Raw genomic sequence first — 17,183 nt, 5'->3', positions numbered from 1 at the left:
ATGGGAGATTCTATGCTCAACCTCGGGGTGGCATTGCCCGAAATCTTTATGGCCGTTGCATCGCTTGCGTTATTGATGCTGGGCGTTTTCACCGGCAAGGACCGTTCGTTCCGCACCGTTTCCTGGGCTGCTGTTGGCGCGATGGTTATCGCCGTGATCCTTGTGATCACGGGCGATAACGGGTCGGCATTTTCAGGCCAGTTCCTGGCGGATCCGTTTGCGCGGTTCTGCAAGGTTCTGATCCTGACCGGTTCGGCTCTTGGTGTGATCATGTCGATGAAGTTCGCTGAACGCGAACGGATGGCACGCTTTGAATTTCCGATCCTGCTGATGCTGGCAACCGTTGGCATGATGGCCATGGTTTCGGCATCTGACATGCTGTCGCTTTATGTCGGTCTGGAACTGCAAAGTCTGGCACTTTACGTTGTTGCGGCCATTCGTCGTGACACCGTGCGTGCCACAGAATCGGGCCTGAAATACTTTGTTCTGGGTTCGATTGCCTCGGGAATGCTGCTTTACGGCATGTCGATGGTTTATGGCTTTACCGGTTCAACCAACTTTAATGTGATCAGCGACGCTGTTAGCAACGGCGGTCTGTCGGTTGGAACGCTGGTGGGGCTGGCGTTTATTTTCGCCGGTCTGTGCTTCAAGGTTTCGGCCGCACCGTTCCATATGTGGACGCCGGACGTTTACGAAGGCGCACCGACCCCGGTAACCGCATTCTTTGCGGTTGCCCCGAAAGTTGCCGGTTTGGCCCTGTTCGTGCGGGTTGCACTGGGGCCGTTTGCCCATGTCGTCGCCGACTGGCAGCAGATCATTGTTCTGGTTTCCATCCTCTCGATGGTTTGGGGCTCGTTTGCGGCCCTGCGCCAGAACAATATCAAACGTCTGATGGCTTATTCATCAATCGGTCATGTTGGTTTTGCTCTTGTCGGGCTGGCCGCAGGAACAGAGGCTGGTGTTCAGGCCGTGCTGGTTTATCTGGGTATTTATCTGGTGATGAATATCGGTACCTTCGCCGTTATCCTGTCGATGCGTCGTCATGATCGTATGGTCGAAGAAATTGCCGATTTGTCGGGCCTGTCCCGGACCAAACCGCTGATGGCTGCGGCAACGGCACTTCTGATGTTCTCGATGGCTGGTATTCCGCCGCTCGCCGGGTTCTTCGGTAAGTTCTATGTGTTCAAGGCCGCCGTTGATTCCGGCCTGATTACCCTGGCGGTGATCGGTTTGGTGACCTCGGTTGTCAGCGCGTATTACTATTTGCGCGTGATCAAGGTTATGTATTTCGATGAACCGGTCGAAGGCTTTGATCGCAACGGCACCGAACTTAATGTGATCATGGCTGTGGCCACCATCATTATTATGGTTTTCGTGTTCTTCCCGAACCCGTTAACCGATAGTGCTGCGGCCGCTGCTTCCTCACTGTTCGGACATTAATATGCGCGATCCTGTCGTACGTCTTCCTAACGGATATGTTCTGCATTTCCACGACGTCATCGACAGTACCAATGAAGAGGCCAAGCGCCTCGGAGATAAGGGCGCCCCAAGTGGCGCCCTTATTTGGGCCCGGCTCCAGCTTGCTGGTCGCGGGCGCCGGGGGCGGGAATGGAGATCGCCGGTTGGCAATCTGTTCCTGTCACTTTTGTTGCGCCCCGATTGCCCGTTACAAGAATCAGCCCGCCTGACATTTCTGGTCTCTTTGGCAATGGCCGAAGCCATCGATATTGTTACGGCAGGGCAGGTAACCCCCAAATGCAAGTGGCCCAATGACCTGATGGTTAACGGGCGAAAATTGTGCGGCATTTTGCTCGAAAGTGCGTCGCTTTCTGGCCGCGATACCGATTATCTGGTGATTGGCACCGGGGTGAATATTGCATTTCATCCTGATGACGTTGACCGCCCCTCTACCTCTCTGGCCGATCTTGGCGCCATGATTCGCATCGAAGACCTTATTTCGGCCTACAGTGCCCGTATTGATGATTTGTTGGCGCAATGGCACGCCCGCGGGTTTGACGCTGTGCGCGAAAGCTGGCTGGCGCGCGCCTATGGTTTTGGCGAGCCGATTGTGGCGCGGTTAAGCGAGCGCACCCTTAACGGGACTTTCGTCGGGCTTGATCATGGCGGGTCCCTGATTTTAAAAGACGAGAATGGCACGGAGCATGTTATCGGCGCGGGCGAAGTGTTTTTCAAAAGCTGACCGGACGCGCCTTTCGCTTTGGGACAATGAAGATGCCATATCAGGCATCTTAACCAGGGAAACCATGAGCGACCATGTTGCTGGCAATAGATGCTGGAAATACCAATATCGTTTTTGCCGTATTTGACGGCGATGCCATAAAAGGGCAGTGGCGCTGTTCAACAACGGTTGAGCGCACCGCAGACGAACTGGGTGTCTGGCTTCATCATCTTTTCGAACTATCGGGCGTTCCCCGCGATGCTATTAGCGGTGCGATCATTGCAACGGTTGTGCCTGCCGCCGAGTTCAGTTTGAAGACCCTGTGTCGCCAGTATTTTAGTGTCGACCCCATGATCGTTGGCAGCCCGAATGTTGACTTGAAAATGAAAGTCATCATGGATCGGCCCAGCGAAGTGGGCGCGGACCGGCTGGTGAATGCTGTGGCGGCCCATCGTTTGTTTGGCGGCCCGCTGGTGGTGCTGGATTTTGGCACAGCCACCACATTTGATGTTATTGACGGGCAGGGGAATTATCTGGGCGGTATTATTGCGCCTGGGGTTAATTTATCGATCAAGGCCCTGCATATGGCGGCGGCGCAATTGCCCATGGTTGCCGTCGAGGCACCGGGCAACGTGGTTGGCAAAAATACCGTCGAAGCAATGCAGTCGGGCGTGTATTGGGGCTATATTTCAATGATCGAAGGACTTTTGGCGCGTATTCGCAGCCAGCAGAACGAACCGGCAATGAAGGTTGTTGCCACAGGTGGCCTTGCACCGTTATTTGCAAAGGCGATTGACGAAATTGGTCATTCGCACGGCGATTTGACGATGCTGGGGCTTTTGATGATATATCGTCAAAATTTGGAAAACGACAAAGCCGGACAATTGGCGTAAAAGAATTTATGTTATTGGCTGCGTATGGTTTTTCATACGTTTCGCAATCGGTTTGATCGGAAAAGTGAGGTTTCGTGGATTTGTTTTTGCCAAAGGATGAGTTGCTGTTTGTCCCGCTGGGTGGTTCCGGCGAGATCGGGATGAACCTTAATCTCTATGGCTATAATGACCAGTGGTTGATGGTTGATATGGGGGTTTCCTTTGGTGAGGAAGGCTTGCCTGGCGTTGATGTTGTCATGCCGGACCCGTCCTTTATCGAAGCCCGCAAAGACAAACTTCTGGGGCTGGTTTTAACCCACGCCCACGAAGATCACCTTGGGGCGGTGCCCTATATGTGGCCGCGTCTGCGTTGCCCGATTTATGCAACCCCGTTTGCCGCCGAATTTTTGCGTGCCAAATTGGCCGAAACCGATTTTGCCGATCAGGTTCCCATTCACGAAATTGAACTGGGCGGGCGTTTTAAACTTGGCGACTTTGACATCGAAATGGTCACGATGACCCATTCGATTCTGGAACCAAATGCCCTTGCCATTCGCACGCCCAAGGGGCTTGTGGTCCATACCGGCGACTGGAAATTTGACCCTGATCCACAAGTGGGCAGTGCTGCTGACCTGGCCAAGCTGGAAGCCTTGGGCGATGAAGGCGTAAATGCCCTTATTTGTGACTCGACCAATGTGTTTTCCCAAGGGGAGACCGGCTCGGAAGGGCAGGTTGCCCGTAATCTGGTGGAACTGTTTGCCAAAATACCCACCGGACGCATTGCTATTGCCTGTTTTGCCACCAATGTTGCGCGTATTCAGTCGATTATAGAGGCTGCTCACGAAAGCGGGCGCTGTGTTGCCCTTGCCGGACGGTCGATGCGCAGGGTTACAGAGGTCGCAAAAAAGGTGGGCTATCTTACCGGATACCCTAATTTGTTATCCGACGAAGACGCGATGGAAGTTCCCAAGGATCAGGTGTTGTTGGTTTGCACCGGGTCGCAGGGCGAACCCCGCGCGGCTATGGCCCGCATTGCGCGCGGCGAACACCCGACCATTCAGCTTGATGCCGGGGATACCGTGATTTTTTCGGCACGGGAAATTCCGGGCAACGAAAAATCGATTGGTTATATTCAAAATTCCCTGATCAAACGTGGCATCAACGTAATCACCGCCCGCGACGAGCCGATCCATGTGTCCGGTCATCCGGGGCGGGCCGATCTTGCCCGTATGTATCAACTAACCCGACCCAAAATTCTGGTGCCGGTGCATGGTGAACCGCGCCATTTGCGTGAACAGGCCAATCTGGGCCGCGAATGCCAGATACCCGAAACAGTCATCCCGCATGATGGCACGGTTATTCGCTTGTCGCCGGGCTTTGCCAGCGTGATCGAGGAAGTCGATACCGGTATTTTGTGCCTGGATGGCGGACGGCTGATCAAACGGGATTCCAACACCATTCGCAATCGTAATCGCATCATGTGGAATGGTGTGATGTTTGTGACCGTGGTGCTCAACCAGTTTGGCGAAATGGTGGGCGAACCCATGATTACGGCGCCCAGTCTTTTTGACGAAGCAGACGACGATGTGCAACTGAACCGTTTTGCTGCCGAAATCGGCAATCGGGTCGATCAGCTTGATGACGACGAAGTGCTTAATGATTCGGCAGTTATCCTGGCCATTCGCCAGGCCGTGCGCCGACCCATTCGTCAAAAGCAGGGCAAACGTCCGCTGATCGAAGTTCACCTGATGCGTGTCACCGAAGAATAATGCCTGTTGCCCCGCGCTGATCGCAGATGCGGGGCAATATTCGTTTTGAAACAGGATGCAAGCAGGAGCCCGCCATGATTGGCCGACTAAATCATGTTGCCATTGCCGTTCCCGATCTTGACGAAGGCATACGCCTTTATCGCGATGTTTTGGGCGCACATGTTTCCGAACCGCAGGACGAACCTGATCATGGTGTGCGGGTGGTTTTTGTTGAACTGCCCAATACCAAGATCGAACTTTTATATCCGTTGGGCGAAAATTCGCCGATCCGGTCGTTTCTGGAAAAAAATACGGCCGGGGGCATTCACCACGTTTGTTACGAGGTGGAAGACATACTGGCCGCGCGGGACCGTCTGATTGCGCAGGGGGCGCGTATTCTGGGCACGGGCGAGCCGAAAAACGGGGCGCATGGCAAGCCGGTTCTTTTTTTGCATCCCAAGGATTTTAATGGCACGCTGGTTGAACTTGAACAAATCTGATCTGAGCGTGCCGGTCCTGTGGGAATGATTACTGCAGGCAGGGCGTGGCGATTAGAGTCACGGTAATGCTGAACTGTTTTTGCAAGGATGTCCTATGGGCTGGTTTTCAGGGTGTGTCACCTATCTGATTATTTGGTGGCTGGTATTGTTTACGGTATTGCCCGTTGGGGTGCGTCGCCAGGAAGTGGTTGAAAAAGGCCATGACAGCGGTGCGCCACAACAGCCCCATATGTGGAAGAAAATCCTCGCAACATCTTTGATTTCGGCCATCCTGTGGGCGATTGCCTATTTTGTCATTACCAGTGGCCTGATCGATATTCGCCCGGCTGCAGACGCCTTTAAATAGGGCCCATATGCGTTGGTCAAACAGATGGCAGGGGAAATCTTCCGGGATTTCCCCTTTTGCTTTTTGCGAAATTCGGGGTGCGGGAACAAAAAAAAAGCAAGACCCTAAGATCTTGCTTTAGCGCTATTTTATAGCTGTTTTCCCGTTATCTTTATTACTTCCTCCTAGACCTGGGCTCATTGGCACAGGTTTTTTTTCGACGTCGCGCCTGCTTCTTTTGTGCTTATTGGCAAAAAAGCCTCCCGCATTTTTTGAGCGGCTGCGGTTCGTCTATCCATCACGATCTTGCGTCGTTTCAGGACGGTTAAAAAGCCATATAATTCACGTTTATGCAAGATGTTTTGACCAAACTTCACAAATGGATGTAACGTTGTGTAACAAAATCTTGTTACGTCAAATAGTTAGAAGGTGTTTTTGCCATGCGGCTGTTTGTTCTTTTTCCGACTAAAAAGGCGTGTTTACAGGTGCTTGTAGCTGTTTTTGCTGCACTTACAGCTTTTTCAGGCCCCGGTTTTGCTGCGGATTCTGTGCAAAAAGAATCGACGGCATCTTCGCCGCCAACCGTCACGGTTAGCAAAAACGCCTGCGAAGCCGTCGTCGCCTATCAGCCGGAACCGGGTGTGGAATATCAACCCGGTGTTGATGTGGACGGGCAGGCCGTAACCCCGGCCGAGGGCCCGGAGGCCGAAACAAACCCGATTACATTACCAGATGTGATTGAATTTCCGGTGACCGTCGATTTTTTCGAATTTGCCGGCATTGCATCCCCCACGGGAATTGGCGGGGAGGGGAGCCTTGGCCGAATTACCTATCGTAATGGCCAGGTGTTTTTTAATGACAAGCCCATCGGAAATGCTGCGCAAAATGCCGATTTGATTGCAGCATGCCGGGCTGCGGGGTATCGTTAAGGTTCTGTCGAAACGCATGTAGAAAATGGCGCCTCACCCGAGGTTGCAGATTTCAGGGTTTTCATTGCTGGCGCATTCCGCCAATCTACAAGTTCCGTCTTGCCTTTCCGCTGTGGCTGTCGCATGTTCCGGGCAAGATTTTTGGTAATTGTTACCTTTCCAGACTGCTTGATCACGAGGCATTGATGCGTCTTTCCCAGTTCTTTCTGCCTACCCTTAAAGAAACCCCGTCAGAAGCCCAGATCGTTTCTCATCGGTTGATGCTGCGTGCCGGGATGGTGCGGCAGCTTTCGGCCGGCATTTATTCCTGGTTGCCGTTGGGGTATCGCGTTCTGAAAAAGATCGAACAGATTGTTCGTGAAGAACAGGATGCGATTGGCTGTAACGAACTGCTGATGCCGACCATTCAGCCCGCCGAGCTGTGGCAGGAAAGCGGTCGTTATGAAGATTACGGTCTGGAAATGCTGCGCATTACCGACCGTCACGACCGCAACATGCTGTTTGGCCCGACCAACGAGGAAGTCATCACCGATATCTTCCGCAAAGACGTTCGGTCCTACAAGCAAGTGCCGCAGCTGATGTATCATATTCAGTGGAAATTCCGCGACGAGATCCGCCCGCGCTTTGGCGTGATGCGGGGGCGCGAATTCCTGATGAAAGATGCCTATTCGTTCGATATCGATTACGAAAGCTCGCGTCATGCCTATAATAAAATGTTCCTGGCCTATTGCCGGACATTTTCGCGTTTGGGCGTGAAGGCCATTCCGATGGTGGCCGATACCGGCCCGATCGGGGGCGATCTTAGCCATGAATTCATCATTCTTGCCGATACCGGCGAAAGTGAAGTGTTCTGCGATAAAAAATGGCTGGAAAAAGATCTGACCGGGCAGGGCGTGGACCTGAATGATCGCACCAATCTTGAAGGATGGGTTCAGAAAACCCTGCAAGATTATGCCGCGACCGAGGAAAAGCACGTTCCCGAAAATTGCCCTGTTGCGGGCGATGACCTGATTGCGACGCGCGGAATTGAAGTGGGGCATATCTTCCATTTCGGCACCAAATATTCCGAACCGATGGGCGCTACCGTTTTGGGCCCGGATGGCAAGGAAGTGCCGGTCATGATGGGATCTTACGGTATTGGTGTTTCCCGGCTTGTCGGGGCCTTGATCGAGGCATCACATGATGAAAACGGCATTATCTGGCCGGAAGAAGTCGCACCTTTCCGCGTTGGCCTGATCAATTTACGTACCGGTGATGATGCCTGTGATGCAGCTTGTGAAGATATTTATGGCAAACTCAAAAATGCCAAAATTGATGTGCTGTATGATGACCGCGACATTCGTGCGGGCGGCAAGTTTGCCGATATGGACCTGATCGGTTTGCCCTGGCAGATCGTGATTGGACCCAAAGGTTTGGCCAATGGTGTGGTGGAGCTTAAAAACCGTAAATCCGGTGAACGTTCCGAAGTCACCCTTGAGGCTGCCTTAAACCGGATCGGTGCCTGAATGCCGTATGCGGGGCGGTTATACCGCCCCGCGTAACGTTTGATCTGATCTGTGAAATGACCCCATGCGGGTTTCGTCTGAAACCCTTCTCCACAAGGATTATGTGCCTATGTTCAGTCCGTTCGAACGCATGGTGGCGTTTCGCTATCTGCGTCCCCGTCGGCAGGAAGGCTTTGTCTCGGTAATTGCGATCTTTTCGCTGCTTGGCATTATGCTGGGTGTGGCGACGCTGATTATCGTGATGTCCGTGATGAACGGTTTTCGTGCCGAACTGCTTTCACGCATACTAGGACTGAACGGGCATATATCGGTTTACGCGCAAGACCCTGACGGGTTGCCAAATTACGACGAAATCGAAAAGAAAATTGTCGAAACCGGCAATGTCATGCTGGTCAACCCGATTGTCGAAGGCCAGGTTATGGCTTCCAAAAGTGGTCGGGCGACCGGGGCAATTGTGCGCGGCATGTTGCCAGACGATATCGTCAAGCGTGATACGCTGGCCGATAACATCGTTTTTGGCAGCCTGAAAGACTTCAAGGGCGATGATGCGATCATTATGGGGGCGCGCCTTGCCATGAAGCTGGGCCTTGGCGTGGGCGATACGGTTAACCTGATTTCGCCCAAAGGCAAGGTCACAGCGTTTGGCTCGGTACCACGCATGCGGTCCTATCATGTGGTCGCCCTGTTCGATATCGGCATGTATGAATATGATTCCGGTTTCATCTTTATGCCGATGCAGGCCGCCCAGACCTATTTCCAGATGCCGGGCAAGATTTCAAACTTTGAAATTGTGCTAAACGATCCCTCCCGGCTTTCCGGAACGATGGATGATTTGTTGCAAAACCTGCGCGGTGAAAATTTGCGCCTTGTGAACTGGCAACAGTCCAATTCCAATTTCTTCAATGCCTTGCAGGTCGAACGCAATGTGATGTTCCTGATCCTGACGCTGATCATTCTGGTTGCAGCCTTTAATATTATTTCGGGCATGGTGATGCTGGTGAAGGATAAGGGGCGCGACATTGCGATTTTGCGCACCATGGGGGCAACACGCAGTTCGGTTTTGAAGATATTCTTTTTGACTGGGGCGTCGATTGGTGTGCTGGGCACGCTTAGCGGATTATTGCTGGGCGTTTTGTTTTGCGAAAACATCGAAAGCATTCGCCAGTTTATCCAAAGCCTGACCGGGGCTGATCTGTTTAACGCCGAAATATATTTCCTGTCGCAATTGCCCGCCGACCTTGATGTCAACGAAGTGGTTCTGGTGTGTGTGATGTCACTGGGGCTGTCGTTCCTGGCAACGATCTATCCGGCATGGCGCGCCTCGCGCCTCGATCCGGTGGAGGCATTGCGCTATGAGTGATGTGCAGAAAACATCCGGCGCTCAGCGCCAGGCGAAGCCGATGCTGAAACTTGAAAAAGTCGTACGGTCTTTTTCGCAGGGTGCCGAAAAACTGGAAGTCCTCAAGGCTGTTGATTTAACGATTAACGAGGGTGAGATCGTTGCGCTGGTCGGGCCGTCCGGTGCGGGCAAATCAACCCTGCTTCAGATCGCCGGTTTGCTGGAACGCCCCGATAGCGGCACCGTTTCAATTGGCGGCAAGCGCAGCACCGATCTGTCCGACTTGGCGCGAACCCAGATGCGCCGGGATCACATCGGGTTTGTTTATCAGTACCATCATTTATTGCCGGAATTTTCAGCCGTAGAAAACGTAATCATTCCGCAAATGATTGCCGGTTTAAAGCGCAAGGATGCCGAAATCCGCGCGATGGAATTGCTGCAATGCCTGGGCATCGACGCCCGCGCCCAGCATCGCCCGGCCCGCTTGTCGGGCGGGGAGCAGCAACGTGTTGCGGTTGCCCGCGCGCTGGCCAATGTTCCCGATGTGTTGTTTGCCGATGAACCTACTGGTAACCTTGATCCGCAAACAGCTGCGAATGTTTTTGGTATGCTGGTGTCGCTGGTGCGCCAAACAGGGTTGGCATCGCTGATTGCAACGCATAACCCGGAACTGGCCCGCCAGATGGACCGGATTATAACGTTACGCGATGGTCATTTGGTCGAAATTGATCCGGAAACACTTTCATAATCGGGTTCCGGTTTCTATAAATATATGATCGGCGGGCGCCCTTGTGGCGCCCGTGGTCTTTGTGGTTTTTGCTTTTGTTTTGTCGAGGTACCCAGCAATGGAAAACGGTTTTATCCATCTGCACGTTCACACCAACTATTCGTTGGCCGAGGGGGCGATCACGACAAAGGAGCTGGCAAAATTGTGCGCGGCAGATAACCAGCCTGCCGTTGCCATGACCGACACTAATAATATGTTTGGTGCGCTTGATTTTGCCGGTGCCGCCAGCGGGGCTGGCATCCAGCCGATTTTGGGCGTGCAGATTGGCATTGAGCGTTTCGGCACCGAAATTGTTCTGGGCAAGGCCGGGCGCGAACCGGACCCTGACGAGCTTGTTTTGCTGGCGCAAAACAAAACCGGTTATTTCAACCTGCTGAAAATTGTCTCGCGCGCCCATATGACGACCGAAGCGGGGAGTACACCAAAGGTGCTGCTTGATCATTTGGCCGAGCATTGCGACGGTGTTATCTGCCTGACTGGCGGACCCTCCGGGCCGTTGGCGCGGTTGCTGGGCGAAGAGCAGCAAAGCAAGGCGGTTGAATGCCTGGAACGTCTTAAGGCGATTTATGACGACCGGCTTTATATTGAAATTCAGCGTCACGGTCTGGCATCCGAAGAACTGATCGAGCCGGGCCTTATCGCGCTGGCCTATGATTATGACGTGCCATTGGTTGCGACCAATGATTGTTATTTCCCCCGCGCCGACATGTATGAAGCCCACGATGTGTTTATCTGCATCGGGCAGGGGGCTGTTGTTGGCCAGGATGACCGGTGGCGTTTAACGCCAAACCACCGTTTTAAAACCGCCGGGGAAATGCGCGAACTGTTCGCCGACCTTCCCGAGGCCTGCGACAATACACTGGTTATCGCCCATCGTTGTGCCTGGCATGTCGAAAAAATTGACCCGATTTTGCCACCATTTGACTGCGGTGAAGGCCGAACCGAGGTTGATGAGCTGCGCCATAAATCCTTTGATGGCTTGCAGGCACGGCTGGAAAAATATGTTTACAACGCGGATATGACCGAGGCCGAAAAACAGAAAGTAACCGAACCCTATAATGCCCGTCTTGAATATGAACTCGACATTATTAACCAGATGGGTTTCCCCGGTTACTTCCTGATCGTTGCCGATTTTATCCAGTGGGCCAAGGAACACGAAATTCCGGTGGGGCCGGGCCGTGGGTCGGGGGCGGGGTCGCTGGTGGCTTATGCCCTGTTAATTACCGATCTGGACCCGCTGCGGTTTTCCTTGCTGTTTGAACGTTTCCTGAACCCGGAACGTGTGTCGATGCCTGACTTTGACGTCGACTTTTGCCAGGATCGCCGGGGTGAAGTGATTGAATATGTGCAGCACAAATATGGCTATGACCGTGTTGCCCAGATTATCACCTTTGGTAAATTGCAGGCCAAGGCGGCGGTACGTGACGTGGGGCGTGTGCTGAGCATTCCGTATGGCTATGTCGATAAAATTTGTAAAATGATCCCCGGTGATCCGGCCAAACCTATCCCGCTTAAAGAAGCGATCGATATGGAACCGGACCTGCGCCGTATTGCCCGCGAAGATCCCGATATTGACCGCCTTCTGACCATCGCCATGCAGATCGAGGGGTTATATCGCAACTCATCAACCCACGCGGCGGGTGTGGTGATTGGTGACCGCGACCTTGATGAACTGGTGCCACTTTATCGCGATCCGCGCTCGGACATGCCGGTAACCCAGTTCAACATGAAATTTGTTGAAAATGCCGGGCTGGTCAAATTCGACTTTCTGGGTCTTAAGACCCTGACCGTGATTATCGAAGCCGTCAATTTGATGCGCCAGCGCAAGGACGTGCCGCAAGACTTTGATATCAGTGCTATTCCGCTTGACGACCGCCCGTCGTTCAAGCTGTTATCGGCGGCCGAAACGGTTGGCGTGTTCCAGCTTGAATCTCAAGGCATGCAGGATGTTTTGCGTGGGCTAAAGCCCGATACGCTGGAAGATATTATCGCTGTGGTGGCGTTGTATCGACCAGGCCCAATGGATAATATTCCCTATTATATTGCCCGCAAGCACGGACGCGAAGAACCCGACTATATGCATCCGATGCTAAAGCCGATCCTCGAAGAAACCTACGGCATCATGATCTATCAGGAACAGGTCATGCAGTTGGCCCAGCTGATGTCGGGGTACTCACTGGGCGGTGCAGATTTGCTGCGTCGGGCGATGGGTAAAAAAATTGCCGAGGAAATGGAAAAGCAGCGTTCGCTGTTTGTTGACGGGGCCGAAAAAAATAATGTTGATCGCCAGCAGGCCTCCGACATTTTTGATCAGGTTGCCAAATTTGCCTCCTACGGCTTTAACAAATCGCACGCGGCAGCCTATGCGCTGGTGGCCTATCAAACGGCATATTTAAAGGCGAATTACCCGGTCGAGTTTATGGCCGCGTTAATGACGCTTGATATGCATAACACCGACAAGCTGGCAATTTTCAAACAGGAAGTTGAACGGCTGGGGATCGAAATATTACCGCCTTGTATCAATAAATCAGGTGTTGCTTTCACGGTTGAAAATCAGGGGGGCGTCAGCAAAATTCGTTACGCGCTGGCCGCTGTGCGCAATGTTGGCGATGCGGCGATGGAAAGCCTTGTTGCCTCGCGTGAAGCCAATGGCGAGTTTAAGGATCTGACCGATTTTGCCTCCCGGATTGACAGCAAGGCGTTGAACAAGCGCTTGCTGGAAAATCTGGTGCGGGCCGGGGCGCTGGATTGCCTGCATCATAATCGCCGGGTTATGTATGAAAATGTCGACAAAATTCTGGCCGTTTCACAGCGTGAAATGCAGGCGCGCAATAACGACCAGATCAGCATGTTTGGTGATGATAGCGGTTTTGGCAAAGACACCATTCGCATGCCCGATGGCCGCGACTGGGTGCCGATGGAAAAACTGACCGAAGAATTTTCCGCCATCGGCTTTTACCTGTCTGCCCATCCGCTGGATACCTTTGGCAAAAGCTTGCAGCGTATCGGGGTTGCCCCTTATTCCGAGCTGGAAGCCCGCATGCGTGCCCAGAATAAAGGGGCGATCAAGCTGGCCGGTACGCTTATTAATGCGCGCGAGATGATTTCGAAGAAAAACGGCTCGAAATTTGCCTTTGTGATGTTGTCTGATGCGACAGGCAGTTTCGAGGTGGCGTTCTGGGCCGAGGCCTGGGTTGCGTATAAAGAAGTGATCAATTCTGGCAAGCCGCTATTGTTGATTGTGTCGGCGGAGTTCCGCGAAGGTCAATTGCGTATTCAGGGGCAGCGTGTCGAAGATCTGGAACAGGCTGTGGCCGGGGCTGCCGAAGGCATTCGCATTCGCCTGACCCGAACCGAGCCGATTTTGGAAATTCGCGAACTGCTTGAAAAAGCCGGGCGGGGACGGGGGCTTGTTAATATATCGTCGGTGTGTCCGGACGGACGCATTGCGGAAATTGAATTGGCTGACAACTTCAAGGTTGGGCCGTCCCTGATCGGGGCTGTCGGGGCAATTCCCGGTGTGGAATTTGCCGAAGAAATCTGATTGTTGTGTTTTGCGGGTTTTTGTGGGTGTGGTTACCTACTTAAGGCTTGCAATATCGGGGGCGCGGCGCTAAAACCCGCCTCGAACATCGCACGTGGGAGCGTGGCGAATAGTTATGTATTCGTCCATCCGGTGTTCTGCCATTTGGCAGAATTCCTTCCCACGGAGGTATTAACCGGAAAACGGTAGGAAATTTATCATGGCTTTGCCAACATTTACCATGCGTCAGCTGATGGAAGCCGGCGTTCACTTTGGTCACCACACCCGTCGCTGGAACCCGAAGATGAAGCCTTACATCTTTGGTGCACGTAACGACATTCACATCCTGAACCTTCAGGAAACCGTTCCGATGCTGCATCGTGCGATGCAGGCTGTTCGCGACGTAACTGCTGCTGGTGGCCGCGTTCTGTTCGTTGGTACCAAGCGCCAGGCATCCCCGGTTATTGCTGAAGCTGCAAAGCGTTGCGGCCAGTATTATGTGAACCATCGTTGGCTCGGCGGCATGCTGACCAACTGGAACACCGTATCGGGTTCGATCAAACGTTTGAAAGAACAGGACGAAATCCTGACTTCCGGCGCTGAAGGCCTGACCAAAAAAGAAATCCTGAACCTGACCCGTTCGCGCGACAAGCTTGAACGCGCACTTGGCGGGATTAAGGATATGGGCGGTCTGCCGGACATTATTGTCGTGGTTGACACCAATAAAGAATCCCTGGCGATCCATGAAGCACGCAACCTGCACATCCCGGTTGTTGCCATTCTGGACTCCAACTCGGACCCGCAAGACGTTCAGTACCCGATCCCGGGTAATGACGACGCGATCCGCGCAATTCAGCTTTATTCCGACCTGTTTGTTGGTGCCGTTCTTGATGGTATCCAGGCCGAAATGACTGCTTCGGGTGCAGATCTCGGCGAAGCCGAAGAACTCCCGGCGCAGGAAGCTGCTGCTACCGAAGCCGCCGATCAGGCTGCTTCCGCTTAAATTTCATTTTATACCCAAGGATCCGGCGGCTATCATGCCGCCGTTTCTTTAGGTGTTATCCACTTGATCGCGTAATAGGGGCTTTAAAAATGGCTATTACCGCTGCTCTCGTGAAAGAGCTTCGCGAAACTACCGGCGCCGGCATGATGGACTGCAAAAAAGCGCTGTCCGAAACCGATGGCAATATTGATGCTGCTGTCGATTGGCTGCGCACCAAGGGTCTTGCTGCTGCTGCCAAGAAAGCAGGCCGCGTTGCTGCCGAAGGTCTGGTTGGTGTTGCTGTTAACGGTACTTCCGGTGCCGTTGTCGAGCTGAATGCCGAAACCGACTTTGTATCGCGCAATGAAGACTTCCAGACCTTTGTTTCCGAAATTGCAAAGCTGGGTGTTGTTGCCAATGGCGACATCGAAACCCTGAAGACAACCCCGTTCCCGGGTACGTCGCGCAATGTCGAAGAGCAGGTCACCCACATGATCGCCAAAATTGGCGAAAACATGAACCTGCGTCGCGTTGCTTCGATTTCGGTCGAAAAAGGTTTTGTCGCCTCATACGTTCATTCCTCGATCGCTTCTGATCTTGGCCGGATTGGCGTTCTTGTTGCTTTGGAATCCGAAGCTGACGCCGCCGTTCTTGAAGGTCTTGGCAAGCAGATCGCGATGCATATTGCGGCCACCAACCCGGCATCGGCAACTGTTGCTGATCTTGACCCGGAACTGGTAGAACGCGAAAAAGCTGTTCTGACCGAACAGGCCAAAGAATCTGGCCGTCCGGACGAAATCATCGCCAAAATGATCGAAGGCCGTATTCGTAAATATTACGAACAGGTTGTTCTGCTTGAGCAGACCTTCGTTATCGATGGTGAAAGCCAGGTCAAAGCCGTGATCGAGAAAGCCGCAAAAGACGCTGGCACCGCGATCACCCTCAAAGGCTTCCTGCGCTTTGAACTTGGTGATGGTATCGAAAAAGAAGAAAAAGACTTCGCTGCTGAAGTTGCAGAGCAGTTGAAGAAATAAGATATCTTTTCGAAGTGGTGCGCAAAGCACCATTTCGTGTATGATCCAGACCGGCGGGGTCTTCAGAGTGCTAACACCCTGTTGCTCGCCGGTCTTTTTATATCTGAAGTTTGCTGCCTGCTTTAATGGTGGCACAAATCAGCGTTGAGAGGCATCTGGATATGGCAGAAAACGGCTCGTTAAAGTTTCGTCGTGTGCTGTTGAAATTGTCTGGCGAAGGCTTGCTGGGCAAACAACAATATGGTCTTGATCCCGATACCGTTGATCGTATCGCCAGCGAGATCAAGATCGTTCATGACATGGGGGCTGAAGTCTGCATGGTGATTGGTGGCGGTAATATCTTTCGCGGTGTGAAAGGTGCGTCACAGGGTATGGAACGTGCCACAGCCGATTATATGGGAATGCTTGCCACCATCATGAACGCGCTTGCCGTTCAGAACGCGCTGGAGCGCCACGGGGTGCAAACCCGTGTGCAGTCTGCTATTCCGATGTCATCGGTCTGTGAACCCTATATTCGCCGCCGTGCCGTGCGGCATATGGAAAAGGGCCGGGTGGTTATTTTTGCAGCGGGCACTGGCAACCCGTTTTTCACCACCGATACCGCTGCTGCCTTGCGCGCGGTTGAAATGGGATGCGATGCCCTGTTAAAGGGAACGCAGGTTGACGGCGTTTACACAGCCGACCCCAAGACCCATCCTGATGCCGTTCGTTATGACTCACTGACATATATGGATGTACTTGCGAAAGATTTGCGTGTTATGGATGCTTCCGCTATTTCTTTGGCACGCGAAAATGATATTCCCGTAATCGTATTTTCTTTGCAGAACCCCGGTGCCTTTGCCGATGTTGTCTGCGCAAAGGGTACGTTTACGATTATTTCGAATGGAGACTGAAGGTGTCTGACGTTGCTGGCCTAAAAAAAGACCTGTCCCGCCGTATGGAAGGGGCTCTTGAAGTTTTGCATAAGGAATTTACCGGGCTGCGTACCGGGCGCGCCAGTGTAAGCCTTCTCGATCCGGTTATGGTTGAAGCCTATGGTACGATGACGCCGCTTAACCAGGTTGCTTCTGTCAGTGTTCCGGAATCGCGAATGCTGTCGGTTCAGGTTTGGGACAAAACGATGGTCAAATCGGTGGAAAAGGCGATCCGCAATGCCGGTCTGGGTTTGAACCCTGCTGCTGACGGAACGCTTGTTCGCGTGCCGATCCCGGCCCTGAACGAAGAACGCCGTGCCGATCTGAGCAAGGTTGCGGGCAAATATTCCGAACAGGCCCGTATTTCGGTGCGCAATGTGCGCCGCGATGGCATGGACACATTGAAAAAATGGGAAAAAGACAGCGCCATTTCCGAAGACATCTTGCGTGTTGAGGAAAAGGAAATCCAGAAGCTGACCGATAAGGTAATTTCCGATATCGACGAAGCACTGGCCCATAAAGAACAGGAAATCATGCAAGTCTGAC

Annotated in this window: 15 protein-coding genes; all 15 read left to right on the top strand. The window is 52.9% G+C overall.

Annotation, left to right across the window (positions count from 1 at the left end):
- The 15 genes from nuoN to frr all read left to right on the top strand — a co-directional run bounded on the left by nuoN (nt 1) and on the right by frr (nt 17,182).
- Nucleotides 1-1,440: an NADH-quinone oxidoreductase subunit NuoN gene (gene nuoN / locus TMES_RS13380; RefSeq protein WP_425444056.1), complete on the top strand. Its 1,440-nt coding sequence runs from the start codon at nt 1-3 to the stop codon at nt 1,438-1,440.
- A gap of 1 nt (nt 1,441) precedes the next feature.
- Nucleotides 1,442-2,200, top strand: a complete 759-nt coding sequence (locus TMES_RS13375; protein WP_085583319.1) for a biotin--[acetyl-CoA-carboxylase] ligase — start codon at nt 1,442-1,444, stop codon at nt 2,198-2,200.
- Between the two features lie 74 nt (nt 2,201-2,274).
- Nucleotides 2,275-3,072: a type III pantothenate kinase gene (locus tag TMES_RS13370; RefSeq protein ID WP_085583317.1), complete on the top strand. Its 798-nt coding sequence runs from the start codon at nt 2,275-2,277 to the stop codon at nt 3,070-3,072.
- A 74-nt stretch (nt 3,073-3,146) separates the two neighbouring features.
- Nucleotides 3,147-4,820, top strand: coding sequence for a ribonuclease J (locus TMES_RS13365; protein ID WP_211275919.1), 1,674 nt, complete (start codon nt 3,147-3,149; stop codon nt 4,818-4,820).
- Between the two features lie 74 nt (nt 4,821-4,894).
- Complete coding sequence (gene mce / locus TMES_RS13360; RefSeq protein WP_085583315.1) at nt 4,895-5,299, top strand: methylmalonyl-CoA epimerase; 405 nt, start codon at nt 4,895-4,897, stop codon at nt 5,297-5,299.
- A gap of 94 nt (nt 5,300-5,393) precedes the next feature.
- Nucleotides 5,394-5,645 (top strand): DUF1467 family protein, encoded by a 252-nt coding sequence (locus TMES_RS13355; protein WP_085583313.1) that lies wholly within the window; start codon nt 5,394-5,396, stop codon nt 5,643-5,645.
- Between the two features lie 464 nt (nt 5,646-6,109).
- Nucleotides 6,110-6,553, top strand: a complete 444-nt coding sequence (locus tag TMES_RS13350; RefSeq protein ID WP_143589650.1) for a hypothetical protein — start codon at nt 6,110-6,112, stop codon at nt 6,551-6,553.
- A 185-nt stretch (nt 6,554-6,738) separates the two neighbouring features.
- Nucleotides 6,739-8,058 carry a proline--tRNA ligase gene (proS, locus tag TMES_RS13345; protein ID WP_085583309.1) on the top strand — a complete coding sequence of 440 codons (1,320 nt, stop codon included), beginning with the start codon at nt 6,739-6,741 and terminating at the stop codon, nt 8,056-8,058.
- A gap of 109 nt (nt 8,059-8,167) precedes the next feature.
- The gene (locus TMES_RS13340) at nt 8,168-9,418 is read left to right on the top strand and encodes a lipoprotein-releasing ABC transporter permease subunit (RefSeq protein ID WP_085583307.1); all 1,251 of its coding nucleotides are present in this window, start codon (nt 8,168-8,170) and stop codon (nt 9,416-9,418) included.
- On the top strand, nt 9,411-10,145 hold the full coding sequence (locus TMES_RS13335; RefSeq protein WP_085583305.1) for an ABC transporter ATP-binding protein: 735 nt from the start codon (nt 9,411-9,413) through the stop codon (nt 10,143-10,145). Before TMES_RS13340 ends, TMES_RS13335 begins: the two co-directional genes overlap by 8 nt.
- 97 nt (nt 10,146-10,242) lie before the next feature.
- On the top strand, nt 10,243-13,728 hold the full coding sequence (gene dnaE, locus TMES_RS13330; RefSeq protein WP_085583303.1) for a DNA polymerase III subunit alpha: 3,486 nt from the start codon (nt 10,243-10,245) through the stop codon (nt 13,726-13,728).
- A gap of 199 nt (nt 13,729-13,927) precedes the next feature.
- The gene (gene rpsB / locus TMES_RS13325; RefSeq protein WP_085583302.1) at nt 13,928-14,710 is read left to right on the top strand and encodes a 30S ribosomal protein S2; all 783 of its coding nucleotides are present in this window, start codon (nt 13,928-13,930) and stop codon (nt 14,708-14,710) included.
- 89 nt (nt 14,711-14,799) lie between these two features.
- A complete protein-coding gene (gene tsf, locus TMES_RS13320) occupies nt 14,800-15,723 on the top strand; it encodes a translation elongation factor Ts (protein WP_085583300.1) in 924 nt (307 codons plus the stop codon).
- A gap of 161 nt (nt 15,724-15,884) precedes the next feature.
- Complete coding sequence (gene pyrH / locus TMES_RS13315; RefSeq protein WP_085583298.1) at nt 15,885-16,616, top strand: UMP kinase; 732 nt, start codon at nt 15,885-15,887, stop codon at nt 16,614-16,616.
- A 2-nt stretch (nt 16,617-16,618) separates the two neighbouring features.
- Entirely contained in the window at nt 16,619-17,182 is a 564-nt protein-coding gene (frr, locus tag TMES_RS13310) for a ribosome recycling factor (protein WP_085583296.1), read from the top strand.
- Nucleotide 17,183: the final 1 nt, after the last annotated feature.

This window comes from Thalassospira mesophila, assembly GCF_002115755.1.
In the GTDB taxonomy this organism is placed as follows: domain Bacteria; phylum Pseudomonadota; class Alphaproteobacteria; order Rhodospirillales; family Thalassospiraceae; genus Thalassospira; species Thalassospira mesophila.
The sequence above is the reverse complement of the archived record's forward strand: the minus strand, read 5'-3'. Positions and strand labels throughout refer to the sequence as shown.

Coding starts and splice junctions, on each gene's coding strand:
- nuoN (WP_425444056.1), top strand. CDS start 1: ATGGGAGATTCTATGCTCAACCTCGGGGTGGCATTGCCCGAAATCTTT.
- TMES_RS13375 (WP_085583319.1), top strand. CDS start 1,442: ATGCGCGATCCTGTCGTACGTCTTCCTAACGGATATGTTCTGCATTTC.
- TMES_RS13370 (WP_085583317.1), top strand. CDS start 2,275: ATGTTGCTGGCAATAGATGCTGGAAATACCAATATCGTTTTTGCCGTA.
- mce (WP_085583315.1), top strand. CDS start 4,895: ATGATTGGCCGACTAAATCATGTTGCCATTGCCGTTCCCGATCTTGAC.
- TMES_RS13355 (WP_085583313.1), top strand. CDS start 5,394: ATGGGCTGGTTTTCAGGGTGTGTCACCTATCTGATTATTTGGTGGCTG.
- proS (WP_085583309.1), top strand. CDS start 6,739: ATGCGTCTTTCCCAGTTCTTTCTGCCTACCCTTAAAGAAACCCCGTCA.
- TMES_RS13340 (WP_085583307.1), top strand. CDS start 8,168: ATGTTCAGTCCGTTCGAACGCATGGTGGCGTTTCGCTATCTGCGTCCC.
- TMES_RS13335 (WP_085583305.1), top strand. CDS start 9,411: ATGAGTGATGTGCAGAAAACATCCGGCGCTCAGCGCCAGGCGAAGCCG.
- dnaE (WP_085583303.1), top strand. CDS start 10,243: ATGGAAAACGGTTTTATCCATCTGCACGTTCACACCAACTATTCGTTG.
- rpsB (WP_085583302.1), top strand. CDS start 13,928: ATGGCTTTGCCAACATTTACCATGCGTCAGCTGATGGAAGCCGGCGTT.
- tsf (WP_085583300.1), top strand. CDS start 14,800: ATGGCTATTACCGCTGCTCTCGTGAAAGAGCTTCGCGAAACTACCGGC.
- pyrH (WP_085583298.1), top strand. CDS start 15,885: ATGGCAGAAAACGGCTCGTTAAAGTTTCGTCGTGTGCTGTTGAAATTG.